This is a genomic window from Burkholderia sp. SCN-KJ (assembly GCF_024656005.1).
Classification (GTDB): Bacteria; Pseudomonadota; Gammaproteobacteria; order Burkholderiales; family Burkholderiaceae; genus Burkholderia.
Window position 1 is genome coordinate 487,917 of the sequence record NZ_JANKOG010000002.1, and the last position, 25,750, is coordinate 513,666.

Here is a 25,750-nt window from a genome sequence, read left to right on the forward strand (position 1 = left end):
GGTGCCTCCCGTTGCGCGTGCGCGGCTCAATAGCCGACGTGACGCTCGCACACGACCGCGCCGCAGCCGCGGCTGTCGTGATACGTGATGTGAAACTGCTTGTTGTCCCACAGCCATTGGAATACGGCCTGGTAGACGCCCGACGTGTTCATGTCGTGCAGCACGATCTTCTTGCGCGCGAGCGGGCCGAATCGGTTCAGTTCGGCGAGCGTCTGTTCGTACGTGTGCGTGGTGTCGATGAACAGCAGGTCGCACGCGAGCGGCTCCATCGCGAGATCGTCTGCAATCCTGAATTCGAAGTCGATCTCCAGTTCATGCGCCGCGTGCTTCAGTTCGTCCTGGATGTGGAAATACTGATCGGTGATGTCGACCGACACGAGCCGCTTCGGCTGTGCGAGCATGAAGGCCGTCGTGGTCAGTCCGGTGAACACGCCCAGCTCGAGGATGCTGTCGCATCCGGCGGCCGTGCGGGTATAGAAGTCGAAGCGCGACGGGCTGTCGCCGAGCCAGCCGATCGGCTCGATCTTGTACTGGAGGAATTCCAGCCGCAGTTCTTGTAATGAGCGCATTGCGTAGTCCCCGAGCGAAGCGTATTGGATGACGGATGCACCCGCGCGCCGGCGTCGCCGGTCGCGCGGGCAGCCGGCCTTATTTCGCGAGCGTCCGGTACGACACGAGGTCGTTGATCGGGCCGATCTCCGGCCCGGTCGTGCCGGGACGCGTCGCGACCTGCACGACTTTCTCGAACATGATGATGAACGGCGAGTTCGCGAGCACGGCCTTCTGCAGCGCCTCGTAACGCTGCGCGCGCTTCGCGGGCGACGGCTCGACCAGCGCGGCCTCGGTGTCCTTCGTCAGCTGCGGGATGTCCCAGCTGTTGCGCCACGCGAGCATCTTCGTCTTCGACTGGTCGGAATTGTCCGGATTCCAGGCGAAGCCGCGTGCATTGCTGTTCGGGTCCATGTAGTCGGGCGACCATTCGCCGATGAAGATGTCGTGCTGGCGCGCACGGTACTTGCCGATCGCCTGCTTCGCATCGCCCGGGATCAGCTTCACGCGGATACCGCCCTGCGCGAAGTTGGCCTGCAGTGCCTGCGCGATCTCGAGGTACGGATAATCGTTCGGCATGTCCATCGTCACGTCGAAGCCGTTCGCCAGGCCGGCCTTCGCGAGCAGCGCCTTCGCCTTCGCGACGTCGAGCTTGTACGGGTTCGCCTTCAGCGTGCCGAGGAAGCCTTCCGGCAGGAAGGTTTCGTGCACCTTGTACGTCGTGCTGACGATGTTGCGCTGGATGCCGTCGTAGTCGACCAGCCACTTCATCGCCTGCTGCACCTCGGGCTTCGCGAGATTCGGGTTCTTCGTGTTCAGGCTCAGGTACAGCAGCGCGGACACCGGCCACGACGCGACCTTGATCTTGCCGGCCTTGGTCAGCGCGGCGAGGCTGTCGGGGCTCAGGTTGCGCGCGGCGTCGACGTCGCCGTTTTCCAGCAGCAGCCGCTGCGCGGATGCCTCGGGCACGTGGCGCAGCACGACGCGTTTCATCGGGTACGGCGCGCGGTACTTGTCGAAACGCTGCAACACGATGCTTTCGTTCGGCGTCCACTTGGCGAGCTGGTACGGGCCCGAGCCCGCGTCGTTGGTCTTCAGCCAGCCGCTGCCGAAATCGTTGCCCTGCTGGTGCGACATCAGCAGCTTCTTGTCGAGCACCGACGCCGGGCACGCGCTCAGCACGTTGAGCACGAAGCTCGGCGCGTACTTGCGGTCGGTTTCGAGCACGAACGTCTGCGGGTCGACCGCGCGCACCTTCTGCATCACGTTCGCCTTCGTGAGGCCGAGATCGGCGAGCACGCCGGCCGGGCCCTTGTCGAGCAGGACGGTGCGCTGCAGCGACCATGCGACGTCGTCGGCGGTGACCGGGTTGCCGGAGTGGAACGCGAGGCCGGAGCGCAGCTTGAACGTATAGGTGAGCCCGTCGGCGCCGACCGTCCAGGATTGTGCGATCTGCCCGTCGAAGCGCGTCGGGTCCTTCAGGTCGACCCGCACGAGCCGTTCGTAGGTGTTCGCGACGTACTCGGACGGCACGAGCTCGTAGATCTCGCTCGGATCGAGGGTCGTGAATTCGCCGAGCTGGGTGGCGACGACGAAAATGCCGGGCGGCGTCGCGGCCTGCGCCGGCAACGCCGGAACAAGCGCGACGAGCGCGGCGCTGACGAACAGCCGGGACAGCAGGTGCTTCATGCGGGCTCCGTGGAAAGGGAATCGTGGTGCGATTCTCTCATCGACGGCCGCCCGGATGAAAAAATTCGACGGGCGCGCGGAACGGCGCCCGGGGGAAGCGGCTTGCGTGCCGGGCGGGGTGCCCGGCAGCGGCGGCGGTCAGATCACGCAGCGCGCGATCGCGAAGCGCATCGCTTCCTCGGCCGGCTCGCTGCCCGAGCCGCGCACGACCTTGACGACCGAACCGTGGCCCGACGGCGTGAGCGTGACGAAGTACGAGCGCGACCCGACGGTGATGTCGGTCACGCCGTTGTGCTGTGACTGCTCGGTGCCGGACAGGCGGCTGTCGAGGCAGTTGGCGATCGCGTGGGCCGGGCGCGCCGACGACACGTAGATCATCGGCGCCGGGCCGGACGCGGCCGAGTCGGACGAGGGCGCGGAACCGCAGGCGGCGAGCAGGGCGGCGGGAAGGAGCAGCAGGAATCGTTTCATGATCGGAATCGTCGTGTGTCTCGTGTCGAGGCTGGGGCGCGGGGTACGCGAAACGCGAAGCTTCGCGACGAAACCGCCGCAATCGTGCCGTTTTTGACGGTCGATACGGGCGGCGGATGACGTCGGAGTATACCCGCGGCACTTGACACGAACGGCCGGCTGAAACGATTCGATACAACAACAAGCGCCCGCTGTCGCGCGGCGGCAGCGGGCGTTTCAAGCGATGGCGAATCGACGTTTGCCGGCGTTGTCAGGTGAGCCGATACGCCGGGCCCGGCGTCACTTCCGCCGGCAGCGGCTCGCGGTTCAGTTCGAGCAGCGTGCGCTCGATCGTGCGCGTCATCGCATCGAGCGCGAGGTGGTTCGGCCCGTCGCCGAACGGCTCGGCGATCGCATGCGCGATCGCGTCGAGCGCGATCAGCGTATAGGCGACGAACACGGTGACGAACGGCGTCGCCGCGCCGATCGAATCGACGAGGCCGAACGGCAGCAGCACGCAGTACGCATAGATGGTCCGGTGCAGCAGCACGTCGTACGAGAACGGGATCGGGGTCGACGCGATGCGCTCGCAGCCGCTCACCATCGACACCAGATCGTCGAGGCGCGCGTCGAGCATCCACAGCCGCGTATCGGCGAGACGGCCCGCATCGGCGCGCGCGGCGAAGGCTTCGCGCAATTCGTGAACGATCGCGATCGGCGCAAACCGGGCGGCAACGATGCGCGTATAGGTCGCGTCGTCGAGCAGCGTGCGCAGGTCCGGCGCCGGAGCGGTGCCGCGCAGCTGATGCTTCAGCGCATAGACGAACGCGACGACCTTGCGCACGAACGCCTGCCGTGAGGCATCGTCGCCGTCGACCGCGCCGTAGCAGAGCGCCTGGGACACCAGCGTGCGCGTGGCGGTCAGCACGCCACCCCACAGCTGCCGGCCCTCGCGATAGCGTTCGTAGCTCGCGTTGTTGCGAAACCCCGCGAAGATCGCGAGCGTGAGACCGATCAGCGTGAACGGCGTCGGGTTCAGCGGCACCTTCTCGCCGAGCACGCGGCCGCCGCCCCACACCGCGACGAGGCTGATCGCGAGCGTCAGCACGAGCTGCGGCAGGATGGTCGGCAGCACCGACCCGTTCCAGACGAGCAGCATCCGCAGCCAGTGCTCGCGCGGCCGGACGATCATCGCGGCGCTCCGTCAGGCGGCAGCCGACGCCGGCGCGGCCGCGCGATGCAGCAGCACCGGCACCGACTTCGACGTCGGCGTGTTGCACACGTCGCCGACGCTGTCGAGCGGCACCAGCGGGTTCGTTTCCGGGTAATACGCGCCGATGCAGCCGCGCGGGATGTCGTATTCGACGAGCAGGAAGCCGTCCGCGCGCCGCTCGATGCCGTCGTGCCACACGGTTTCCATGTCGACCCAGTCGCCGGCCTTCAGTCCGAGCATCGCGAGGTCGTCGCGGTTGGCGAACACCACGCGGCGCTGGCCGTACACGCCGCGATAGCGGTCGTCGAGCCCGTAGACGGTCGTGTTGTACTGGTCGTGCGAGCGCGTCGTCATCAGCGTCATCAGGCGCTCGCCGTGCAGTGCGCGGGCGCGCTGGATCGGCGTGTCGGTCGGCAGCGCATGCGCGATGAAGTTCGCCTTGCCCGTCGGCGTCAGCCATTCGCGATCGCGCGACGCGACGCGCAGGTGGAAGCCGCCCGGGCGCGCGATGCGGGTGTTGTAGTCGTAGAAGTCGTCGAAGGTCGCCTCGATCGCGTCGCGAATCTTCGCGTAGTCGTCCTTGTACGCGAGCCAGTCGATCTTGCCGCTGCCGAACAGCGCATGGCCGATATGCGCGACGATCGCCGGCTCCGACATCAGGTTCGCGGACGCCGGCTTGTTCATCCCGTACGACACGTGGACCATGCTCATCGAATCCTCGACCGTCACGCCCTGCGCGACGTTGTCCTGCAGGTCGATCTCGGTGCGGCCGAGCGTCGGCAGGATCAGCGCGTCGCGGCCGTGGATCAGGTGGCTGCGGTTCAGCTTCGTCGTGATGTGCACGGAGAGATCGCAGCGGCGCATGCCTGCCCACGTGCGCGGCGTGTCGGGCGTCGCCATCGCGAAGTTGCCGCCGAGGCCGATCAGCACCTTCACGTGGCCTTCGAGCATCCCTTCGATGGTTTCGACGACGTCGTAGCCGTGGTGACGCGGCGGCTCGAAGTCGAACACGTGGCCGAGCCGGTCGAGGAACGCCTGCGACGGCTTTTCCTCGATCCCGACCGTGCGGTTGCCCTGCACGTTCGAGTGGCCGCGCACCGGGCACAGGCCCGCGCCGGGGCGGCCGATGTTGCCGCGCATCAGCATCAGGTTCGTCAGCATCTGCACGGTCGCGACCGAATGCTTGTGCTGCGTGATGCCCATGCCCCACGTCGCGATCACGCGCTCGCTGCGCGCATAGCGCTGCGCAAGGCTATCGATCTGCTCGTACGGCACGCCGCTTTCGGCCGTCAGCGCGGACCAGCTTTCATTGCGCAGATCGTCGGCGAACGCGTCGAAGCCGGCCGTGTGCTCGCCGAGGAACGCGGTATCGAGCACGCGCGGCGCGCCGGCGGCGCGCGCGTCGTCGTCGAGCTCCAGCACGCGCTTCGCCATCCCCTTGATCAGCGCGAAATCGCCGCCGATCGTCGGCTGGATGAAGGTCGACGCGATCTTCGTGCCCGACATCGTCAGCATCTCGAGCGGGCTTTGCGGATCGGCGAAACGCTCGAGCCCGCGTTCCTTCAGCGGGTTGATCGACACGATCGTCGCGCCGCGCTTCGCGCATTCGCGCAGCTCGCCCATCATCCGCGGATGGTTGGTCGCCGGGTTCTGGCCGAAGATCAGCAGCATGTCCGCGTGCTCGAAATCGTCGAGCGTGACGGTGCCTTTGCCGACGCCGACCGACGCCGGCAGCCCGCGGCTCGTCGCCTCGTGGCACATGTTCGAGCAGTCGGGGAAGTTGTTCGTGCCGTACAGCCGCACCAGCAACTGGTACAGGAACGCCGCCTCGTTGCTCGCGCGGCCGGACGTGTAGAACGCGGCCTGGTTCGGGTCCGGCAGCGCGCGCAGGTGGCGCGCGATCAGCTCGAACGCGTCGTCCCACGCGATCGGCACGTAGCGGTCGGTCTGCGCGTCGTACACCATCGGGTCGGTCAGGCGGCCATGCTGTTCGAGCTCGAAATCCGACTGTTCGAGCAGCTCGGTGACCGTATGCGCGGCGAAGAACTCGGGCGTCACGCGCTTGCTCGTCGCTTCGGCGGCCACGGCCTTCACGCCGTTCTCGCAGAATTCGAACGTCGATGCGTGCTGGCGGTCCGGCCACGCGCAACCCGGGCAGTCGAAGCCGTCGGGCTGGTTCTGGCGCAGCAGCGTGCGGTAGTTGCCGCCGGTGACCTTTTCCTTGATCAGGTTGATCGTGACGGCTTTCAGCGCGCCCCAGCCGGCAGCCGGGTGGGTGTACGGTTCGATGCGCGCGGCAGCGGATTTCTTTTTCATGATGCAGGGTGTCAGGGGCGATGCACGCAGAGTACGCGCGGCGCTCCGGCCGCTGTGTGTACACCTTTCGTCTTCAAAAAAGAGTACAGTTTCGGCCATCCGGGCAGTGCGGACCGCAACTGTGTTGTTGAAGGGAAGTTGAAAGGGAGGCGCGTGAAGCGTTATGAACAACTGGCCGACGATCTGCAGGCGCAGATCGAGCGCGGCGTGTACCGGCCCGGCGAGCGGATTCCGTCGGTGCGCCAGGCGAGCCGGCAGCAGCAGCTCAGCGTCACGACCGTGCTGCGCGCGTATCTCGTGCTGGAGAGCCGCGGCCTGATCGAGAGCCGGCCGCAGTCGGGCTACTTCGTGCGGGCGCGCGCCGCAGCGCCGGCCGAGGCAGAGCTGCACATGTCGGCGCCGGCCGCCGAGCCGTCGGCGGTGGACGTGAGCCGGCTCGTGCTGTCGACGCTGCGCACGATCTCGCGCGACGACGCGGTGCCGCTCGGCTCGCCGTATCCCGACGCGTCGCAGTTCCCGGTGCAGCGTCTCGCGCGCTACGCGCAGGCGATCGGGCGGCGCCGCACGCGCTGGGGCGTGATCGACGACCTGCCGCCCGGCAACCCGGAGCTGATCCGCCAGATCGCGCGGCGCTACGCGGAGCGCGGAATTCCGGTCGAGCCGGGCGAGATCGTGATGACGATCGGCGCGACCGAGGCGATCAACCTGTGCCTGCAGGCGGTCGCCAAGCCCGGCGACACGATCGCGGTGGAGTCGCCGACGTTCTACGCGATGCTGCACGCGATCGAGCGGATGGGCATGCGCGCGCTGGAGGTGGCGACCCATCCGGGCGACGGCATCGATCTCGACGCGCTCGAACGGATCCTCGCGCGCGAGCGCATCGCCGCGTGCATGGTGATGCCGAATTTCCAGAACCCGCTCGGCTTCCAGATGCCCGATGCACGCAAGCGCGCGCTCGTCGAGCTGCTCGCGAAGCACGGTGTGCCCGCGATCGAGAGCGACGTCTATCACGAGCTGCATTTCGGCGACACGACGCCGAGCGCGCTGAAGTCGTACGACCGCGACGGGCTCGTGCTGCATTGCGCATCGTTCACGAAGAGCCTGTCGCCGCGCTACCGGATCGGCTGGGCGATGCCCGGCCGCTACCGCGACCAGGTCGAGAAACTGAAATTCCTGAACACGCTCGCGACGCCCGCGATCGAGCAGCTCGCGATCGCCGAATACCTGAAGCACGACGGCTACGATTTTCACCTGCGGCGGATGCGCAAGCAGTATGCGCAGCAGGCGAGCCTGATGAGCGCGATGGTACGGCGCTTCTTCCCGGCAGGTACGCGGTTGTCGCAGCCGCAGGGCGGGTACGTGCTGTGGGTCGAGCTGCCGCGGCAGGTCGATGCGATGAAGCTGTATGCGCTCGCGCTCGCGCAAGGGATCACGATCGGGCCCGGCCACATGTTCTCGGCAACCGCCGATTATCGGCACTTCATCCGGCTCAACTACAGCTATCCGTGGTCGCGGCAGATCGAGGAGGCGCTGAAGGTGGTGGGGCGGCTCGCATCCGAGTGCGCGGGGCGGTGAGCGGCGCGACACCGCGTTGCCGGCGGCGACCCGTCGGCGGCCGCGCAGGCAAGCGTCATCGCGCGGACGGCGCGGGCAGTCCGGCTTGCGCCGTGTCGACCATCCGGCGCATGTCGAAGCCCGACGGATGCTGGTACACACGCAGCCCGAACTCCGGCAGCACCGCGATCAGGTGATCGAACAGGTCGGACTGGATCGCCTCGTAATCGACCCAGGTCGTCGTGTCGGTGAAGCAGTACAGTTCGAGCGGAATGCCTTCGGCCGTCAGCGGCAGCTGGCGCGCCATGCACGTCATGTCGCGGCGAATGTGCGGATGGCCCTTCAGGTAGTTCGCGACATACGCGCGGAAGGTGCCGAGATTCGTCAGCTGGCGGCGGTTCGCCGGGCATTCGCCGGCCGCGCCGAGCGTGCCGTTCCATTGCGCGATCGCGTCGACCTTGTCTGCCAGGTAGTCCTTCAGCAGCGTCAGGCGTTCGAGCCGTTCGATCTCGTCGTTGCCGAGAAAGCGCACGCTCGTCGCGTCGATGAACAGCGCGCGCTTGATGCGGCGCCCGCCGGCCTCGGTCATCCCGCGCCAGTTCTGGTAGCTCTCGGTGATCAGCTTCCAGGTCGGCACCGTGATGATCGTGTGATCGAAGTTCGCGACCTTGACCGTGTTCAGCGTGATGTCGATGACGGTGCCGTCCGCGCCGGCCGACGGCATCGTGATCCAGTCGCCGATCCGCAGCATGTCGTTCGACGACAGCTGCACGCCGGCGACGAGGCCGAGCAGCGTGTCCTTGAAGATCAGCATCAGCACCGCCGACATCGCGCCGATGCCCGACAGCAGCAGGCCGATCTGCTTGCCGGTCGCGTCGCCGATCACGACGAGCGCGGCCGTGATGAACATCACGAGCTTGACGAGCTGCATCGCGCCTTTCAGCGACAGGCGCGGCTGGTCACGCCGGCTCGTGCGATGCGAGTGTTCGAGCGCGGACAGCGTCGCGCTGATCGTCATCGACACCAGGAACACGATCAGCGCGAACAGCACCTTGTCGGCGGCCTGCGCGGCCACGGCGGGAATGCCGGGCACCGCGCCGAGTCCGAGCTTGATCACGACGAACGGCACGATGCGGTTCAGCCATTTGAATGCGCCGAACTCGAACAGCGCGTCGTCGATGCGGGTGGCCGACAGCCGCGCGAGGCGCGCGACCACGCGAAACAGCAGGAAATGGACGGCGGCGGCGATCGCGCCGGCGGCGGCGAGCAGGATGAGGATGCCGACGAGCGGCGCAAACCAGGATTCGTTCAGGGTCATAAGGGTGGACAGGGGCTTTCTCGTGCGTTGAATCTGCACCGCGACGCGGCGCGCGCCCGGTGAAGGGCACATGAAAGGGACCGTGATTGTGCCATCGGGTTCCGGCCGGAGGCCGCGAATGCATGACGCAGGGCTCCTCAACATTCTCACCGTTGCGCGGAGTTTCCTTGTGGCCTTGTGTCCTCGAGTCCGTGTGTTCACGCCGCGCAACATACTGTGCACTTGCCACGCATCGCCCGCTCGGGGCACGATGCGCGAACGGCTTCGCGAACCCCGCTTCCACGTCGTTCCGGTCAACCACGCATTTCATGCATGCAAGGTTCCAATGAAAGCCAGCGGTCACGCGTGCGGCTGCTGAAGGGCATTCTGCCGATTCGGCGCGCGTCGGCCATCCGCGACGTGTTCGCGGGCATCTCGCTCGCGTCGATGGATATCCCGCAGGTGCTCGGCTATGCGCGCATCGCCGGCATGCCGGGGCCGAACGCGGAAGTCGGAAGCCGGAAGTCGGAAGCCGGAAGCCGGAAGCCGGGAGGCGGGAGGCGGGAGGCGGGAGGCGGGCGCTAGGCGGCTGCGCGCACGCGCGCGAAGCCGTTACGCAAATGGCGGGCCAGTTCCGCCGCGGCCGGCGCGTGCTGGCCGCGCGGCAGATGCAGGTTGATCGCGAAGTTCGGCAGGGCGGGCAGGCCGCTGTCGGCCGGCAGGATGTCGAGATCGGCCGGCACGGTGGACGCGAGCCAGACGGTCACCGCGAGATCGGAGCGCACGGTCGCGACCGTCGCGTCGATGCTGCCGTTCTCGAACACGGTGCGCCACGAGCGATCGCAGGCCCGCAGCGCGTCGAGCACGGTCGGGCGGAACGCGCAGGTCTGGTCGACCATCGACACGGGCAGCGGCGTCTGCAGATGGGCGCTGCCGCCTTTCGCGCCGACCCAGACCAGACGGTCGACGGCGATGCATTCGCCGCGCGACGGCCCGACCGGCGCCTCGATCAGCGCGACATCGATCTCGCCTTGCCTGAGCGCCTTGCGCAGGGCGGGCGACGCCGCGCACACGAGCGACAGCGCGACTTGCGGATGCGCGTGCGCATAGCCTTTCAGGATCGGCGCGAGACAGCTGCCGACGAGATCCTGCGGCGCACCGATGCGCACGGCGCCCTCCATCGCACCGGCCGTCAGCTCGGTCAGCAGCGCGTCGTGCGCGGCGAGCAGCCGGCGCGCCTGCGCGAGCAGACGCTCGCCGTCCGCCGTGAGCAGCAGGTTGCGATGCTCGCGCACGAACAGCGGGCCGGACAGCGTTTCGAGCCGCGCGACCTGCTGGCTGACCGCGCCTTGCGTCAGGTGCAGCGCGCGGCTCGCCGCCGTCATGCTGCCGTGATCGGCGACCGTGACGAAGGCGCGAAGCAGGGCGATGTCGAGGTTGCGTGCCATGGGGCGCATTATGAACGCTAATGGCAGGTATAAAAAGCTTTCGCTGTCGTAATGCATGGATCGCGGGTAAAACGGAGCTTCGACGACCCGAACCGGGAGCCCGTGTGCCGCTTCAAGACTATTTGCCGCTGCTGCTGTTCGTGATCGTGTCCACGGTGACGCCGGGTGGCGCGACGACCCTCGCCACCGCATCGGGCGCGCATTTCGGCTATCGGCGTTCGCTGCCGATGATGATGGGCATCGCGGCCGGCCTGGCATCGATGGCGGCCGCCGCCGCGGCCGGGCTCGGCAGCGTGTTGCTGGCCCTGCCCGCGCTGCAGCTCGGGATGAAGGTGCTCGGCTCGCTGTATCTGCTGTGGCTGGCCACGCGCATCGCGCGCGGCGGCAGGCCCGGCGTCGACGCGGCCGTGCAGCGGCCGCAAGGATTCGTCAGCGGCGTATGGATGCTGTGGCACAACCCGAAGGGCTGGGCGATGACGCTCGGCGCGGCCGCGTCGTTCGCCGCGCTCGCGTCCGGCCCCGTGCGGCTCGGCGCGTTGCTCGGGCTGGCGTTCGGCGTGGCGGCGATGGCGTCGCTGTCGCTCTGGTGTTGTGCCGGGCTGCTGTTCGCGCGCGTGCTGCGCACGGAGCGGCAGTGGCGTTGCGTGAATGCGGGGTTGGGGATCCTGCTCGCGGCGTCGATCGTGCCGATGTGGTTGTAGCAGCGGCGCTGCGCGCACGGCGCAGCCCCGACACTCAGCGCGAACCGGCCCGCGCAGCTCCCGCCGGCCGTCCGCCCGCGCCGCTCGACCATCGCGGCAGCCGCAGCGTCGTCGCGAAGCTCGCCGCATGCAGCGCGCAAAGCAGGCCGAACGTCCACGCGTAGGCGGCGCCGTGCGTGCCACCCGTCGACGCGGATTCGGCCTGCAGCCGCCACGCGAGAAACAGCGTGCACATCGTCGTGAAGGTCGGGCCGCCGAGGCGCTGGACGATATTGAGCGACGTCGTCGCCATCGGCAGGTTGTGCCGCTCGACCGACGCATACGCGGCGGAAATCGACGGTGCGCCGATCGCGCTCTGGCCCATCCCGCGCAGAAACAGCGCGGGCACCAGCACGGCGGGATCGTAGCCGGCCAGCGCGAGATACACGAACGGCAGCGTCGCGGCGAGCGCGAGCAGCGCGCCGGCGGCGGCCAGCCGGCGCACGCCGAACCGGCTGGTCAGCGCGCCCATCGACGGATAGGTGACGAGCATGCCGAGCCCGAGCGGCGCCAGCAGCCAGCCCATCTCGCCGGGCGAGCGGCCGCACGCCTCGATCAGGAACACCGGAATCAGCATCTGGCCCGCGTAGATCGCGCCGTTCGACAGAAACTGCGTGGCCGCCGCCGCGCCGAACACGCGCGAGCGAAACAGCGCGAGGTCGATCAGCGCTCGCTCGCCTTTGTGCAGCTGGACGCGCAGGAACGCGGCGAGCAGCAGCACCGAGCCCGCGATCGCGGCGATGCCGGGCACCGCGTCGATGCGCTCCGCGCCATACAGGAACAGGACGAGCGCCGGCGACAGCAGCGCGAGGCCGACCCAGTCGAGTTCGCGCCGCTGCGTTTCCTCGCGGTCGCCGGGCAGGAACCACACTGCCAGTGCCAGCGCCAGCCCGCCGACCGGCAGGTTCACGAGAAACAGCCAGCGCCACGACGCGTACTGCAGGATCGTACCGGCGACGACCGGCCCCAGCATCGGTGCGATCAGCACGGGTACCGCCGCATAGCCGATCACGCGCGCCATCTGCTGGCCGGCCACGCGCGCGATCATCATCTGCGCCATCGGCGCGAGCAGCCCGCCGCTGAAGCCTTGCAGCACGCGGAACGCGATCAGCGACGGCGCGGACCACGCGAGCCCGCACAGCGCCGACGTCAGCGTGAACGCGGAGAAACACCACAGGTACAGCGCCTTCGCGCCGATGCGATCGACCAGCCAGCCGTTCAGCGGCAACACCAGCGTGAGCGCGAGCAGGTAGCCGCTCGTCACCCACTGGATCGTCGACAGGCTCGCGTGCAGGTCGGTCGCGAGGCTTGACAGCGAGACGTTGACGATCGTCGCGTCGAGTTGCGACAGCAGCGAGCCGAGCGTCGCGACCGCGCTGACTTTCCAGATCGACGGACCGAGCCGTTCGGCCGCACGGCCCGGCGCCGGCCGCGCGCGTTGGTCGTTCACGCGCCGCGGCGGTCGAGCAGCGCGACGACCTCGTGCGTCGAGCCCGTCTCGCCGAGACGCGGGAACAGCCGTTCGACGCTGTTTGTGTGCGTGTCCGCGTTGAGGTCGGTCATCGCGTCGACCGCGAGCGTCACGTTGTAGCCGAGTTCGTGCGCCTGGCGGGCCGTCGATTCGACGCCGATGCTCGTCGCGATGCCGGCCAGCACGATCTGCGTGACGCCGGCCGTTTTCAGGTGCGCGTCGAGATCGGTGCCCGTGAACGCGCCCCAGGTTTTCTTCGTCACGACGTGGTCGCCCGGCTGGCGGTTCAGTTCGGGCAGGAGCTCGGCCCAGTCGGCCGGGAACGGATCCTTGCGCGGCGGCAGTTGCGTGCGGCCCGGCGCGCCGCCGGCGACGTTGACGAGCACGACCGGCAGGCCGCGGCTGCGGAAGGCGTCGAGCAGTTCGCGCGTGCGCTCGATCACCGGTGCGACCGGGTGGGCGGTGGGCAGCGCGACGATGCCCTTTTGCAGGTCGATCACGACGAGTGCCGTATGCGTGTCGAGACGGGTTGTGCTCATGATGCGGATGCTCCATGCATAGGGAGAAGGGACACGTGCCGCACGGCACGCACGCGGGGTCACTGCTCGCCGATGCGCCGGATCAGCGGAATCGCGGCGGCGAGTGTGCGGAGGTCTTCGGCATCGAGCTTCTCGATCGCGGCGCCGAGCCACTTGTGCTTCGCGGTGTCGCGCTTGCGCCGTGCCGCCAGGCCGGCCGCGGTCAGCAGGAACAGGATCTGGCGGCCGTCGGTCGGATGCGGCTCGCGTTCGACGAGCCCGTCTTCCTCGAGACTCGCGAGAATCGCCTTCATCGACTGCGGCTTCATCGCCTCGGCGCGCGCGAGATCGGCGGTCGTCATGGGGCCCTGTCGTTCGAGCCGCGCGAGCGCACTCGTCTGCGACATGCCGAGCCCTTCGGACTCGATCTCGGCGCGCAGCCGTCGAATCAGCTGGCCGACCGCGAGGGTCAAGTCGGCGGCGACGGTGTCGGCGGAAATGCGGGGTGTGCGTGGCGGAGTCATGCGGCGGATCATAGAGCACGACAGTTAAACTTGCAAGTTTAACTGTCTAGTTTGGCGGGCGTTCGTGATGCGCGGCGCATGACGTACGACGCACCGTGCACCGACGCACGATGCGTCGGCGAGGCCGGTTGGGGAGAACCGCGGAGGCTCGGCGACAGCCGATTGGCGGCCGGACGCTACGCGCGGCGCGGCAACGGAACCGGCACGACGTCGTTGTACTTCGGCGACGCATTTTCGTGCAGCAGGTCGCCGAGATATTGCGCGAGTTCGTCCGCGGCGAGCGCGGACGGAACGTGCAGGTTGGCCGGTCGCCGCTTGCCTTCGGTGCCGAGATCGAACACCGCCCAGCGGCCGTTCGTCCGCACGACGGCGAGCAGGCGTCCGAATGCGTTGAAACGGTATTCGTCCTGCATGGCGTCGCTCCTTCGTGGATGAGCGCGCCGGCCGCGCGCGTCGTGTTTACCGGATCGAGCAGGTCAGCCAGCGATGGATCTTCAGCGCATCGCTCGACACGCCGGCGCGGGTCGGCGCGCCGAGCAGCACGACCGTCTCGCGACGGCCGTTCACGCGCATGCGCATCACGACGCCGTGCCCCGATTCGTTGATGAAGCCGGTTTTCTGCAGCCGGATCGGCAGGCGGCCGTCACGCACGAGCGGATCGGAGTTCACGTACAGCAGCTCGCCGTCGCCGGCCTGCACGGTGGTCGACGTGTCCGTCGAGAAATAGCGGATCAGCGGATCCTGCGCGGCCGCGCCGACGAGCCGCGCGAGATCCTCGGCGGTCGACACGTTGTGCGGCGACAGGCCGGTCGGTTCGCGGAAATGCGTATCGCGCATCCCGAGCCGGCGCGCCTCGCGGTTCATCGCCTTCACGAACGCGGCACGGCCGCCCGGATAGTCGCGGCTCAGCGCGGCGGCCGCGCGATTTTCCGACGACATCAGGGCGATATGGAACATCTGGCGGCGCGACAGTTCGGCACCGATCGGCAGCCGCGAACCGGTGAACTTGATCGTGTCGCGATCGCGAGAGGTGACGCGCAGCACGCCGTTCATCGGCCGGTCCGCGTCGCGTGCGACGACGGCGGTCATCAGCTTCGAGATCGACGCGATCGGTCGCACCGTGCGTGCGTTGCGGGCGAGCAGCGGCGTGCCGGAGTCGACGTCGAGCACGTAGGCCGCGCGCGAATGCAGCGAACTCACCGCGCGCGGGCTGTAGCCGCAGCTCGCGAGCAGGCGCGGCTGCGCGGCGGGGCGTGGGCGAACCGCGTTCGTGCGTTTCGCGCGCCGGTGCTGCGGTGCGGGTGCCGCGTGACGCTTGACCGCATGATGCGTCACGCGCGGGCGGCGGTGCTTGACGGCCTTGTGCTTGCTGTGGGCGGGTTGTTTCTTGACGACTTTCGCATGCGCATGGGGCGTCGCCGTGCGATGCGGCTGCGCACGCTGCGCCGACGCGTTCGTTGCGAATGCAAGTGTCAGGAAGGTGATGAGCAGGGTGGTCCGGGCGCGAGGCAGGCGCGCGATGAGGCCGGTCAAGCGAAAGTCTCCTTTTCACGCGCGTTGCGGCGGCGCGAAATGCGTGGGCGGTCAGCGGGTGCGGGAAATTATAAGGTCGATTGTGTGGCGATGACGATGGATGTGCGCGCAATCGTGTGCGATACCGGCGGAATGTCGAGGCTTTTGTGAAGCGCCGAACGCGTGCGGCGGGCGAAAGGCGTCCGCTGCGTCGAATCAGCGCGGCCAGTTCCGCCGCGACACGACCGCGAAGCTGATCGCGATCGAACCGGTGACGACACGCGGCGGCGTGTCGTCCAGCGCATCGCCGAAGCGGAAGCGGCGGCCGCGTCCGTCAGAGCGTGCGGTACGACGCTCGGGCACCGGCGTGTCGGGCTCGACACCACCCGTGTCGGCGACGACCGTATCGCACGACATATCGGTCAGGCACTCGGCTAGATGATCAACAGGCATGACAGTGAATTCCGCGAAGGGCATGCCCGTATTGAACGTCACGCCGTTCGATCAGTAAAATGAATGTTTCGATCGCTACGATTCCTTAAAAGAATGGAATTGAAACTGCTCCGAACCTTCCTGACGGTCACCGAACTCTGCCACTTCAGCCGCGCGGCCGACACGCTGCACATGAGCCAGCCGGCGCTGAGCAAGCAGATCGGCGCACTCGAGGCGAGCCTCGGCGGCAAGCTGTTCGAACGCGGCAGGCATGGCGCGGAGCTGACCCCGTTCGGCGAACGCTTCCTGCCCGACGCGCAGGCGCTCGTGCGCGATGCCGACGAAATCCTCGCGCGGGCACGGGAGGCGACCAGCGGGCAACGCGGCCATCTGCGGCTCGGCATCTGCCTGTCCGTGCTGACGCTTGTGCCGAAACTCGTCGCGGAATTCCGGCGCCGCAATCCGGGTGTCGCGGTCACGTTGAGCGACCTGTCGTCGTCCGAGCAAACCCGTCGGCTGCGCGCCGGCAAGCTCGACGCCGGGTTCCTGCGTTTGCCGTCGGATGAAGGGTTGTCGTCGTTCAAGGTGATCGACGAGGCGCTCGCGCTCGCGGTTCCGCCGCATCTCGGCTTCAAGCGCGTGCCGGCCGATCTCGACGTGCTCAACGAGATCGGCTTCATCGCGCTGCAGCGCGCACGCGGCCCCGGGCTCGCCGCGCAGATCGACCGGTGGTGCGTCGAGCGGCACTTCGTGCCACAGGTCACGCAGCAGGCGGAGGACGTGCAATCGGTGCTCACGTCGGTCGCGGCCGGGGTCGGCGTCGCGTTCATTCCGTCGCACGCGCAGTACCTGCTGCGCGACGCGACCGTGTTGCCGCTCGCCGGCAGGGACGCGAAATGGCGCGTCGGGCTCGCGTGGCTGTCCGGCCGCGACGATCCCGTGACCACGCGTTTCGTGTCGTTCATGCGCGCCGCGATCAAGGGCGCATGACCGGGCGTATAGTGTCCGCGATCGCCTTCTGCCCGAATGCCGGCCCGGCGCCGGCTCACGAACCCGAACCGATGACTTCAGAACCCGACGACTCCCCGCTCGATCCCGCACTCGTTGCGACGCTCGCGACGCTGCATGAAGCCGCGACCGATCCGTCCGGCAAAACGTGGTCGCTGCCGAAGATCGCGAAGCGCACGCAATTGCCGATGAGCACGCTGCGCCGCGTGCTGACGCAGCTCGACGCCGCCGGCCTGAGCGCGACGACGCTGAACGACGACGGCACCGGCAGCGCCGCCTTGACCGAAGAGGGTCGTGCCGTGTGCGCGCAACTGTTCGGTGCGAGCGACCGCGGATGAAAAAACGGGTCGCCCGAAGGCGACCCGTCATATTGCGGTTCGACATGCGGCATCACCACCGCGCCGTCACCCCACCCATGACGGAATGACGGTAGGTCTGGTCGTTCAGCCCATGCCGGTAGCCGACGTCGAGATCGAGCCAGGGCTTCGGCGAGTAGATCGCGCCCGCGATCACGAACGCCGGATTCGCGCCGGCCGTGCTCTCGGTGTTGCGCGACAGGCCGATGTCGGCCACGAGCTGCACCTTGTCGGTCGCCTTGTAGAGCGCCGCGGCCGACACGGCCCAGACCGAGCGCAGGTCGCCCTGGCGGTTCGGCTGGTACGCGAGGCCCGCATTCGCGAGCAGCGAGAAGCGCGCGACGTCGGCTTGCGCGAGCAGCGTGGCGCCGGTGCCGACGCGGCCGGTGCCGAGCCCGCGATCGTCGTTGCCGGTCGGCATCGTCACCTGCGGTTTCAGCGCAAGCGACAGCGGCCCGCGTTCGACGAAGCGCCACTTCATGCCGATCTCGACATCGCCGATGCCTGCACCGTGGTCGTCGGTGCGCGTTTGCAGATGCGTGTAAGGCGCGTTCACATAGAGATCGACGTGCTCGCCGAACCCGCGCGTGAGCGTCGCGTTCCACAATTGATGGCGGCCGTTTTCGTCCTGTTTCGAGGTTTGCTCGCCGTTGAACTCGAACTGCCAGTTCGCGTTGCCCTGCGTACCCGTGTCGTCGCTGACGAGCGGATGGGCCGCGTACGCGTACAACGGCGCGAGGAGGGTGCTCGCGGCCGCGAGCGAAAGCATTCTTTTCATGAAGTCACCGTTGTTGCGTCGTGGGCGGCCGGCCCGCGCGGGCCGGCACGCCGTCGTTTCGAAGGCGATCAGAACCACTGCTTGTAGCGACGCACATAGATCGTCTTGACGATCTGCGCGAGCAGGATGTAGCCGACCATCGTCGCCGCAAGCCACAGCCAGTAGGTGCCCGGCAGGTGCATGAAGCCGAGCGACTCCGCGAACGGCGAGAACGGCAGCCAGCAGCCGATCGCGATCGCGGTGAACGTCGACAGCAGCACCGGCAGCGCGGCCGTGCTCTGCAGGAACGGGATCTTCTGCGTGCGCAGCAGGTGCACGACGAGCGTCTGCGACACGAGGCTCTCGATGAACCAGCCCGAGTTCATCACGATCTGGCCGCCCGAACCGCCGTGCAGGTGATACATCGCGCCCGCGCCGAACACGGTCCACATCAGCACGTAGGTCGTGATGTCGAACACCGACGACGTCGGCCCGACCCACAGCATGAAGCGGCCGATGTTGCCGGCTTCCCACTTGCGCGGCTTCTTCAGGAACTCCGGATCCATCCGGTCCCACGGCAGCAGCATCTGCGACGTGTCGTAGATCAGGTTCAGCACGAGCAGCTGGGTCGCGAGCATCGGCTCCCACGGCAGGAACGCGCTGGCGACGAGCACCGAGAACACGTTGCCGAAGTTCGAGCTGGCGGTCATGTTCAGGTACTTCAGGATGTTGCCGAACGTCTCGCGGCCCTTGATCACGCCTTCCTCGAGCACCATCAGGCTCTTTTCGAGCAGGATGATGTCGGCGGTTTCCTTCGCGATGTCGGCGCCGCTGTCGACCGAGATGCCGACGTCGGCGTCGCGCAGCGCCGGTGCGTCGTTGATGCCGTCGCCGAGGAAGCCGACCGTGTGGCCGTTCGCCTGCAGCGCCTTCACGATGCGCGCCTTCTGCAGCGGCGTGAGCTTCGCGAACACCGTCGTGCGTTCGACGACCTCGGCGAGCGTCGCGTCGTCGAGCGCCTCGATTTCGGCGCCGAGCATCGGCTTGCCCGGTTCGAGGCCGACCTGGCGGCAGACCTTCATCGTGACGGTCGGGTTGTCGCCCGTCAGCACCTTCACCGACACGCCGTTCTCGCGCAGCGCGGCGAGCGCCGGCGCGGCCGATTCCTTCGGCGGATCGAGGAAGGTCAGGAAGCCGCGCACGACGAGATCGCGCTCGTCGGCGGTGCGGTATTGTTCGCGTTCGTCGCCGCGCGGGATCGTGCGCGTCGCGAGCACCAGCACGCGAAAGCCGTCCTCGTTGTACGCGTTCGCCTGTTCGAGCAGCCGCTTGCGTGCGACGAAGTCGAGCGGGCGCACGCCGTCTTCGTCCTGCACGTGGGTCGACACCGCGAGCATTTCCTCGACCGCGCCCTTGCAGATCAGCTGGTGCGTGCCGTGCGTGTCCTCGACCACGACCGACAGGCGGCGCCGCACGAAGTCGAACGGCAGCTCGTCGATCTTCTTGTAGCCGTGCGGCTTCACGCGATCGCCGATCTCGTCGGCGCGCGCGACCACCGCGATGTCGATCAGGTTCTTCTGGCCGCTCTGATGAAAGCTGTTCAGCCAGCCGAGCCGCAGGATGTCCTCGTTCTTGTGGCCGGACAGGTCGAGATGATGCTCGAGGATGATCTTGTCTTGCGTGAGCGTGCCGGTCTTGTCGGTGCACAGCACGTCCATCGCGCCGAAGTTCTGCACCGAGTTCAGCCGCTTCACGACGACCTTGCGACGCGCCATCGCGATCGCGCCGCGCGCGAGGTTCGCGCTCACGATCATCGGCAGCATCTCGGGCGTGAGGCCGACGGCCACCGCGAGCGCGAACGTGAGCGCGCTCAGCCAGTCGCCCTTGGTCAGGCCGTTGATCATGAACACGATCGGCACCATCACGAACATGAACTTGATCAGCAGCCAGCTCACGCTCGCGACGCCGCGGTCGAAGCTCGTTTCGATGCGCTTGTGGCTCACGACGTTGCGTGCGAGCGAACCGAAGTAGGTGTCTTCGCCGGTCGCGACGACCACGGCCGTCGCGGTGCCGCTCACCACGTTGGTGCCCATGAAGCACACGTTCTCGAGATCGAGCAGCGACTTCGACGCATCGTTCGCGGCGGCGGACGAGCCCGTCGCGCCTGCGCCGGCCGACTTGCCGGCGACCGCGCCGAGCGTGTCGTACTTCTCGACCGGCAGCGCTTCGCCGGTCAGCACGGCCTGGCTGATGAACAGGTCGCGCGACGCGAGCAGGCGCACGTCGGCGGGGATCATGTCGCCGGCCGACAGGTGCACGATGTCGCCGACCACCACTTCACGCATCGGCACCTCGCGGCGCGCGGGCTCGGACACGTCGGTCACCGCGCGCTGCACGGTCGCCGTCGTGCGGACCATCGCCTTGAGCTTTTCGGCCGCGCGCAGCGACCGGAATTCCTGCACGAAGCGCAGCAGCGCGCTGATCGTGACCATCGTCAGCAGGATCGTCATGCCGACGAAGTCGCGATCGCCGGGCGCCGCGAAGTAGACGTCGGTGCAGAAGCTGATCGTGGCCAGCACCAGCAGCACGTAGACGAACGGATTGTGAAACGCGTGCAGCAGCTGGCGCGTCCAGTGCGGCGGCTTGTCGTGCGCGATCTCGTTCGGACCGTTGTGCTGCAGGCGATCGGCGGCCTGGTCATAGGTGAGGCCGCGCGTGCTGGTGCGCAGCGACTTGAAGGTTTCTTCGAGCGGGCGGGCCGCTTCCTGCGCGGCGCGCATGTTGCGCGGTTCGTTCTGCTGACCGGGGCCGGCGTTGATGAAGCCGCGCTGTTTCTTTTGCGATGTTTGCGAAGTGTTGTGTCGTGTCATGAGTCGCTCCTTGCGCACGAGGCGGCGGGCGGGGAGCGACCGTGACGTCAGCGACGCACGAGCGCTCCCCGCCGCGTCGCGTCAGGCGCGATCGGCTGTGGATCGGTGAAGGGGGGAACGCTCGCCGGCGCGCGGAGTGCGGCCGAAGGATCGATGCGCGGCGTCGCACCGGCGAGCGGTAATCGACTACTGTCGTCCGAGTTCATCTGCACTCCTGTCGGTTGCGAGTAGGCGGCACGGGCGATCGGAAGCCGCGCACGCACGAGGGCGCGCGGCCGGACGGCACGCGAACGGAACACGCACGCAGCTTGCGCTGCGCGCAGCACGAACGTACGCACGCTGCAACGCAGGGTTGCGCAGCGCGGACATTCGGCGATATCGAAAAAATTCGGCGGGGATTCTGGCCGGTCAGGCCGGAAGGACGCCGCATCCTGCTTCCCGGGATGCGGCAGAAGACGAGGCTCTGCGCGGTTTCCTCAGGCAGCAGTCAAGTTGGTCGAGGACCAACTACAACTCGCATCGGTGTTCACAGAACACTCCATGTAATTCAGACGGGGGCGATGGTAAAGGCTCGTTGTGCGAAGCGTCAACCCTTTTGTCGGAAGATGCTTGCGAAATGTTATCGGCGCGATGCCGGACAGTCGGGCCGCCGGACGGCAGAAAACGCACGAGTCGCGCGCGGGCCATATTGGCCCGCGCGCGGCTGCATGCGTCGAGAACGGGCCGCTTACTGCGTGGCTGACGCGACCGCGGTTCCTGCATCGAGAATGCCCGAGCCTGCCGGCAACGCGGTGCACGGCGTACTGGCCGCCAGCTTCGCCGTGTGCGTGCCGCTTTTCAGCTTCTGCTGGATCTGGGTGGGCGTGAGGTTGCCGTTCGCCGCGAGCATCAGCGCGGCGACGCCCGTCACCTGCGGCGTCGCGAGGCTCGTGCCGCTCGCCGGGCCGTAGGTGTCGCCGTCCGGCGTCGTCGTGCCGCTGTTGGCCGTCGACAGGATGTTGACGCCCGGTGCGCTGAGCGTGATGTTGGTGCCGAAGTTGCTGAACGAGGCGCGGCGGCCGGCTGCATCGCTGGCACCGACGCTGATCACGCCGCTGCAGTTCGCGGGCTGGTCGAGCCCGGTCGACAGGCCGTCGTTGCCGGCGGCGACGACGACGGTTACGCCCTTCGCGTTCACGTCGTCGATCGCCTGCTGGAACGTCTTGCTGCAGGTGCCGACGCCGCCGAGGCTGAGGTTGATGATTTTCGCCGGCGTCGGGTTGTTCGGTACCCCGGTGACGGGAATGCCGGCCGCCCAGCGCATTGCGTCGGCAATGTCGCTCGTCACGCCGCCGCATTTGCCGAGCACGCGCACCGGCAGAATCTTGCCGAGCCACGATACGCCGGCGATGCCGATGCCGTTGTTGGCGGTCGCGCCGATCACGCCCATCACGCGCGTGCCGTGCCAGCTGCTGGTGTTCGGTTCGCTTTCGCAGTGGTAGTACGGGCCGCTCGCGTTGTCGAGTTCCTGTTGCGTGACCCAGTCGCCCGGGTCGCTCGCGTCGGGGCCGCGCGACAGGCCGTTGTTGCTGGTGTTGACGCTGGTGATGAAGCTGTAGCCGGGCAGCAGGTTGCCGACGAGGTCGGGGTGCGGCCGATAGCCGGTGTCGAGCACGGCCGTCACGACGGTCGGCGAGCCTTTGGTCTGGTTCCACGCGGGCGGCAGATCGGCGCCGGCGGTCGGGTCGGACAGATACCACTGCTGGCCGTAGCTCGGGTCGCTCGGCGTGTCGCGGACCTTCATCGGATGATCCGGTTCAGCGTAGTCGACGTCCGCGTCGGCGGCGAAGGCCTCCGCGAGCGCCGCCGCGTCGGCGGCCGCGACGCGCTGGCCGAGCGACAGCACGGCCGCGCCGTTCGAGACCGTCCGCTCGACCTGCACGTTCAGCGGGGTCGCCGCGGCCGCATACGCACGCGCGGCGCCGGTTGCCGTCGGCGCCGTCCAGCGTGTCATCGAACGCTGGATCACCGCGTCGAGCCGCGTGCCGTCGTCGATGGCTGCTCTTGCGTTCGTGGCCGTCAGCGTCTTCAGCCGGACGATCAGGTGATCGACCGGCGGCTCGTCGGGCGCGGTCTGGGCGGCCATTTGCGTGGCGGCCTGCTGCGACGTACACGCGTTGCTGCCGGAATTGGTGGGCGGGGTCGTCGGAGCGGGCGCGGGGGCTGGCGTCGGGGCCGGTGCCGTGTTGGTCGGCGACGGGTTGCTGCCGTCGCCGCCGCCTCCGCCGCAGCCGGCGATCGGGAGCAGGGCGGCGGCGGACAGCATGCCGGCGAGCATGCGCGCATGGGCCGGACGGGCCAGCGCCAAATTGAAACGTTTGGCTTTCATGTTGAAAGTCGATCCTCGGAGATAACCGTCGTGCCGGCGGTGGTGCCTGGTCCGGCGCACACCGGACCTTGATTTTTGTCGGACGCGCGCGGGGTTCCTGCGACACGCCATGCATTGGGTAACGGCTGATGAGGCGGCTTCTTGAATATGTTTTGTGTGAAAAAGATGCGAGACGCAAACGATTGCGTTGCTGGGTTGCAGCACGAACACGCGTTTGGAACGGGTGATTCGTTCATCGGGTGCAAGATTGCAGGCGGCCGAACCGGCGAAACGTGCGACATGGGCGCTTTTGCGCGCCACGGAAACGATTGCGCGCGGTTGAGGCCGTGACGGAGAACGCTTGACGCTTTCCCCGATGCGGTGCGAATTTTGTCGGGCGTAGGATCGCGATTCGATCAAGGTTTCGTCAGGAGAAAAGCATGGATCACCGCTTCCGTTGGCTGGCTGTCGCGTTGTCCTGCGCGCTGGCGGGCGCCGCGCACGCGCAGGCGCTCACCGGCACGCTGAAGAAGATCAAGGACACGGGCGTCGTGTCGCTCGGCATCCGCGAATCGTCGGTGCCGTTCTCGTATTCGGACAACCAGCAGAAGAACATCGGTTACTCGCGCGACATCGCGGCGCGCATCATCGACGCGCTCAAGGCGGAGTTGAAGACGCCGAACCTGACGGTGAAGGAAATCCCGATCACGTCGCAGAACCGGATTCCGCTGCTGCAGAACGGCACGATCGACTTCGAGTGCGGCTCGACGACGAACACGCTGGAGCGGCAGAAGCAGGCCGCGTTCTCGAACAGCATCTTTCTGTACGGGATCCGTTTCAGCACGCGCAAGGATTCGGGCGTGAAGGACTTCCCGGACCTGGCCGGCAAGACGGTCGCGACGACGGCCGGCACCTCCGACGAGCGGCTGCTGCGCAAGCTCAACGAAGAGAAAGGGATGAACATGACGATCATCAGCGCGAAGGACCATGCCGAAGCGTTCATGAACGTCACGACCGGGCGCGCGGTCGCGTTCGTGATGGACGAGCCGCTGCTGTACGGCGAGATCGCGAAGGACCGCAATCCGGGCGCGTACACGGTGGCGGGCACGCCGCTCGTCCACGAGAACTACGCGTGCATGATGCGCAAGGACGATCCGGCGTTCAAGCACGTGGTCGACGGCGTGATCGCGAAGCTGCAGACCTCGGGCGCGGCCGAGAAGCTCTACGACCAGTGGTTCATGCAGCCGATTCCGCCGAAGGGTGTGAGCCTCAACTATCCGCTGTCGCCGGAGATGAAGCAGCTGTTCAGGAATCCGACGGATCAGGCACAGTACTGATCGAAACGTCGCAGTGGCGTGCGGGCCGACACGTTGCGTGCTCGGCCTGCACGATCGAATCCGCCGGCCTTCGGGGCGGCGTCGCGGCGCGCATCCCCGCAGCCGCAAGCGCGAGCCGGGCCCGTCGCGCCCGATGCTGAACCCCGTGTCCTGATCCTCCATCGCGTGCGTCGCGTTTATGGCGCCGCACCTCGACGGCCCGCCGTCCGCGCGTCGTCCCGCCCGGTCTTTTCTCCCTTTGCCTGAACACGTGCCCCGCACCGAAGCGGGGTTGGCGGATGCGCGCCCGACGCACGTCCGGCGACGCTGTTTGCCGCGTAAACCCGAATACAGATTTCAATTTGAACTGGTCAGAATCGGCCGAAATTGTTCAACAATTTTCGGCGGAAAATCCCGGGAAGCCGCGTGTGGCGGCGCCTGGGAGGCGTTGCGACGTTTCAGCGCGAGAGCCGAACAACCCAGGAGCTTCGCCATGTCTGCTCGTTTCCCGGTTCGACATTTCCTCCGCGGCGCGCTCGTGCCGCTGGCCTTCGCATGCTCGCTCGCGTCGGCGGCGCCGCTGCAGACGGTGCGGCCCGGCACGCTGCTGGTGGGCTCCGACCTCACGTATCCGCCATACGCGTACCTGGACGCCGGCAAACCTGCGGGTTTCGACGCCGAGTTCTCGCGGCTGCTGGCACGTCACCTGAAACTGGAGCCGGTATTTCTCGATACGCGCTTCCCGGACCTGATTCTCGGGATGAAGGCGCGTCGCTTCGACGTCGTCGCATCCGCGCTGTACGTGACGCCCGACCGCGTGAAGCAGGTCGATTTCGTGCCGTACCTGAAGACGGGCGCGTCGCTGCTCGTCGCGAAGGGCGGCGCGTTCCTGCCGAAGACGCCGCAGGACCTGTGCGGCAAGCGGGTCGGCTCGATCAAGGGCGCGTCGTGGACGCCGAAGCTGCGTGCGGTGTCGCAGGACACGTGCAAGGCGGCCGGGCGCGCCGAGATCGCGATACTCGAGTTCCCGACGTCGCCGGAAGCGACGTCCGCGCTGATGTCGAAGGCGGTCGATGTCCAGATCGAGGACGCGGCCGTCGCGCAGGAGATTCCGAAGCAGACGAACGGGCGCGTCGACATCAGTTCGACCACGCTGCTGTATCCGATCGTGATCGGCCTGGGCGTGACGAAGGGCGATAGCGGATTGCAGGGTGCGCTCGAGGGTGCGTTGAACGATGCGCGGCGCAGCGGCGAATACGGCAGCCTGGTGAAGAAGTACGGGTTGCAGGAGCCGACACCTGCCGACGTCGCCAACGCGCTCGGCGCGCCGAAGTAAGCGCGCGGCAAGCACGACCTGACCACCGCGCGCCGCGCGGCCGCATC

24 protein-coding genes are annotated in these 25,750 nt (G+C 67.7%); 7 read left to right on the forward strand and 17 right to left on the reverse strand.

Annotation, left to right across the window (positions count from 1 at the left end; genetic code table 11):
• Positions 1 to 26 precede the first annotated feature (26 nt).
• The 5 genes from NQV17_RS05610 to NQV17_RS05630 form a co-directional block, all read right to left on the reverse strand.
• Positions 27 to 569 carry a class I SAM-dependent methyltransferase gene (locus NQV17_RS05610; RefSeq protein ID WP_257770017.1) on the reverse strand — a complete coding sequence of 181 codons (543 nt, stop codon included), beginning with the start codon at positions 567 to 569 and terminating at the stop codon, positions 27 to 29.
• 79 nt (positions 570 to 648) lie between these two features.
• Positions 649 to 2,238 carry an ABC transporter substrate-binding protein gene (locus tag NQV17_RS05615; RefSeq protein ID WP_257770019.1) on the reverse strand — a complete coding sequence of 530 codons (1,590 nt, stop codon included), beginning with the start codon at positions 2,236 to 2,238 and terminating at the stop codon, positions 649 to 651.
• A 138-nt stretch (positions 2,239 to 2,376) separates the two neighbouring features.
• Positions 2,377 to 2,709: a sugar ABC transporter ATPase gene (locus tag NQV17_RS05620; protein ID WP_124489635.1), complete on the reverse strand. Its 333-nt coding sequence runs from the start codon at positions 2,707 to 2,709 to the stop codon at positions 2,377 to 2,379.
• Between the two features lie 250 nt (positions 2,710 to 2,959).
• Complete coding sequence (locus tag NQV17_RS05625; RefSeq protein ID WP_257770034.1) at positions 2,960 to 3,880, reverse strand: bestrophin family protein; 921 nt, start codon at positions 3,878 to 3,880, stop codon at positions 2,960 to 2,962.
• A gap of 12 nt (positions 3,881 to 3,892) precedes the next feature.
• Positions 3,893 to 6,217: an FdhF/YdeP family oxidoreductase gene (locus tag NQV17_RS05630; protein ID WP_257770036.1), complete on the reverse strand. Its 2,325-nt coding sequence runs from the start codon at positions 6,215 to 6,217 to the stop codon at positions 3,893 to 3,895.
• Between the two features lie 153 nt (positions 6,218 to 6,370).
• On the opposite strand from NQV17_RS05630, the gene NQV17_RS05635 reads away from it, so the two are divergent.
• Positions 6,371 to 7,792, forward strand: coding sequence for a PLP-dependent aminotransferase family protein (locus NQV17_RS05635; RefSeq protein WP_257770038.1), 1,422 nt, complete (start codon positions 6,371 to 6,373; stop codon positions 7,790 to 7,792).
• 55 nt (positions 7,793 to 7,847) lie between these two features.
• Here NQV17_RS05635 and NQV17_RS05640 read toward each other — a convergent pair whose 3' ends face one another.
• Positions 7,848 to 9,089, reverse strand: coding sequence for a mechanosensitive ion channel family protein (locus tag NQV17_RS05640; RefSeq protein ID WP_044843259.1), 1,242 nt, complete (start codon positions 9,087 to 9,089; stop codon positions 7,848 to 7,850).
• 312 nt (positions 9,090 to 9,401) lie between these two features.
• Here NQV17_RS05640 and NQV17_RS05645 point away from each other — a divergent pair, with 312 nt between their 5' ends.
• On the forward strand, positions 9,402 to 9,653 hold the full coding sequence (locus NQV17_RS05645) for a hypothetical protein (RefSeq protein ID WP_257770285.1): 252 nt from the start codon (positions 9,402 to 9,404) through the stop codon (positions 9,651 to 9,653).
• Here NQV17_RS05645 and NQV17_RS05650 read toward each other — a convergent pair.
• Positions 9,650 to 10,525: a LysR substrate-binding domain-containing protein gene (locus NQV17_RS05650; protein WP_257770041.1), complete on the reverse strand. Its 876-nt coding sequence runs from the start codon at positions 10,523 to 10,525 to the stop codon at positions 9,650 to 9,652. The two genes, NQV17_RS05645 and NQV17_RS05650, sit on opposite strands and share 4 nt — an antisense overlap.
• A 95-nt stretch (positions 10,526 to 10,620) precedes the next feature.
• On the opposite strand from NQV17_RS05650, the gene NQV17_RS05655 reads away from it, so the two are divergent.
• Positions 10,621 to 11,217, forward strand: a complete 597-nt coding sequence (locus NQV17_RS05655; protein WP_257770043.1) for a LysE family translocator — start codon at positions 10,621 to 10,623, stop codon at positions 11,215 to 11,217.
• Positions 11,218 to 11,251: 34 nt separating this feature from the next.
• Here the strand turns inward: NQV17_RS05655 and NQV17_RS05660 are convergent, their stop codons facing one another.
• The 6 genes from NQV17_RS05660 to NQV17_RS05685 all read right to left on the reverse strand — a co-directional run bounded on the left by NQV17_RS05660 (position 11,252) and on the right by NQV17_RS05685 (position 15,734).
• On the reverse strand, positions 11,252 to 12,706 hold the full coding sequence (locus NQV17_RS05660) for a DHA2 family efflux MFS transporter permease subunit (protein ID WP_257770045.1): 1,455 nt from the start codon (positions 12,704 to 12,706) through the stop codon (positions 11,252 to 11,254).
• Positions 12,703 to 13,266, reverse strand: a complete 564-nt coding sequence (locus NQV17_RS05665; protein WP_257770048.1) for an isochorismatase family protein — start codon at positions 13,264 to 13,266, stop codon at positions 12,703 to 12,705. The genes NQV17_RS05660 and NQV17_RS05665 overlap by 4 nt, the downstream gene beginning before the upstream one ends.
• 59 nt (positions 13,267 to 13,325) lie before the next feature.
• On the reverse strand, positions 13,326 to 13,781 hold the full coding sequence (locus tag NQV17_RS05670; RefSeq protein WP_124666681.1) for a MarR family winged helix-turn-helix transcriptional regulator: 456 nt from the start codon (positions 13,779 to 13,781) through the stop codon (positions 13,326 to 13,328).
• Between the two features lie 164 nt (positions 13,782 to 13,945).
• On the reverse strand, positions 13,946 to 14,182 hold the full coding sequence (locus NQV17_RS05675) for a hypothetical protein (RefSeq protein WP_044843266.1): 237 nt from the start codon (positions 14,180 to 14,182) through the stop codon (positions 13,946 to 13,948).
• A 46-nt stretch (positions 14,183 to 14,228) separates the two neighbouring features.
• Entirely contained in the window at positions 14,229 to 15,302 is a 1,074-nt protein-coding gene (locus NQV17_RS05680; RefSeq protein ID WP_257770083.1) for a serine hydrolase, read from the reverse strand.
• 195 nt (positions 15,303 to 15,497) lie between these two features.
• A complete protein-coding gene (locus NQV17_RS05685; protein ID WP_257770085.1) occupies positions 15,498 to 15,734 on the reverse strand; it encodes a hypothetical protein in 237 nt (78 codons plus the stop codon).
• Positions 15,735 to 15,827: 93 nt separating this feature from the next.
• Between NQV17_RS05685 and NQV17_RS05690 the strand changes: the two genes are divergently transcribed.
• Positions 15,828 to 16,703 (forward strand): LysR family transcriptional regulator, encoded by an 876-nt coding sequence (locus NQV17_RS05690; protein ID WP_257770088.1) that lies wholly within the window; start codon positions 15,828 to 15,830, stop codon positions 16,701 to 16,703.
• Between the two features lie 71 nt (positions 16,704 to 16,774).
• Positions 16,775 to 17,059, forward strand: a complete 285-nt coding sequence (locus NQV17_RS05695) for a transcriptional regulator (RefSeq protein ID WP_257770090.1) — start codon at positions 16,775 to 16,777, stop codon at positions 17,057 to 17,059.
• A 52-nt stretch (positions 17,060 to 17,111) separates the two neighbouring features.
• On the opposite strand, the gene NQV17_RS05700 is transcribed toward NQV17_RS05695, so the two are convergent.
• From NQV17_RS05700 to NQV17_RS05710, 3 genes are all read right to left on the reverse strand, one after another.
• On the reverse strand, positions 17,112 to 17,855 hold the full coding sequence (locus tag NQV17_RS05700; protein ID WP_124570619.1) for a transporter: 744 nt from the start codon (positions 17,853 to 17,855) through the stop codon (positions 17,112 to 17,114).
• Between the two features lie 68 nt (positions 17,856 to 17,923).
• A complete protein-coding gene (gene mgtA / locus NQV17_RS05705; RefSeq protein WP_257770110.1) occupies positions 17,924 to 20,704 on the reverse strand; it encodes a magnesium-translocating P-type ATPase in 2,781 nt (926 codons plus the stop codon).
• A 727-nt stretch (positions 20,705 to 21,431) separates the two neighbouring features.
• On the reverse strand, positions 21,432 to 23,072 hold the full coding sequence (locus NQV17_RS05710; protein WP_257770112.1) for a S8 family peptidase: 1,641 nt from the start codon (positions 23,070 to 23,072) through the stop codon (positions 21,432 to 21,434).
• Between the two features lie 419 nt (positions 23,073 to 23,491).
• Between NQV17_RS05710 and NQV17_RS05715 the strand changes: the two genes are divergently transcribed.
• On the forward strand, positions 23,492 to 24,388 hold the full coding sequence (locus NQV17_RS05715; protein ID WP_124523952.1) for a glutamate/aspartate ABC transporter substrate-binding protein: 897 nt from the start codon (positions 23,492 to 23,494) through the stop codon (positions 24,386 to 24,388).
• Between the two features lie 336 nt (positions 24,389 to 24,724).
• On the opposite strand, the gene NQV17_RS05720 is transcribed toward NQV17_RS05715, so the two are convergent.
• Complete coding sequence (locus tag NQV17_RS05720) at positions 24,725 to 24,862, reverse strand: hypothetical protein (RefSeq protein ID WP_257770117.1); 138 nt, start codon at positions 24,860 to 24,862, stop codon at positions 24,725 to 24,727.
• Here NQV17_RS05720 and NQV17_RS05725 point away from each other — a divergent pair.
• Entirely contained in the window at positions 24,861 to 25,703 is an 843-nt protein-coding gene (locus NQV17_RS05725; protein ID WP_124646738.1) for an ABC transporter substrate-binding protein, read from the forward strand. The genes NQV17_RS05720 and NQV17_RS05725 overlap by 2 nt on opposite strands.
• Positions 25,704 to 25,750: the final 47 nt, after the last annotated feature.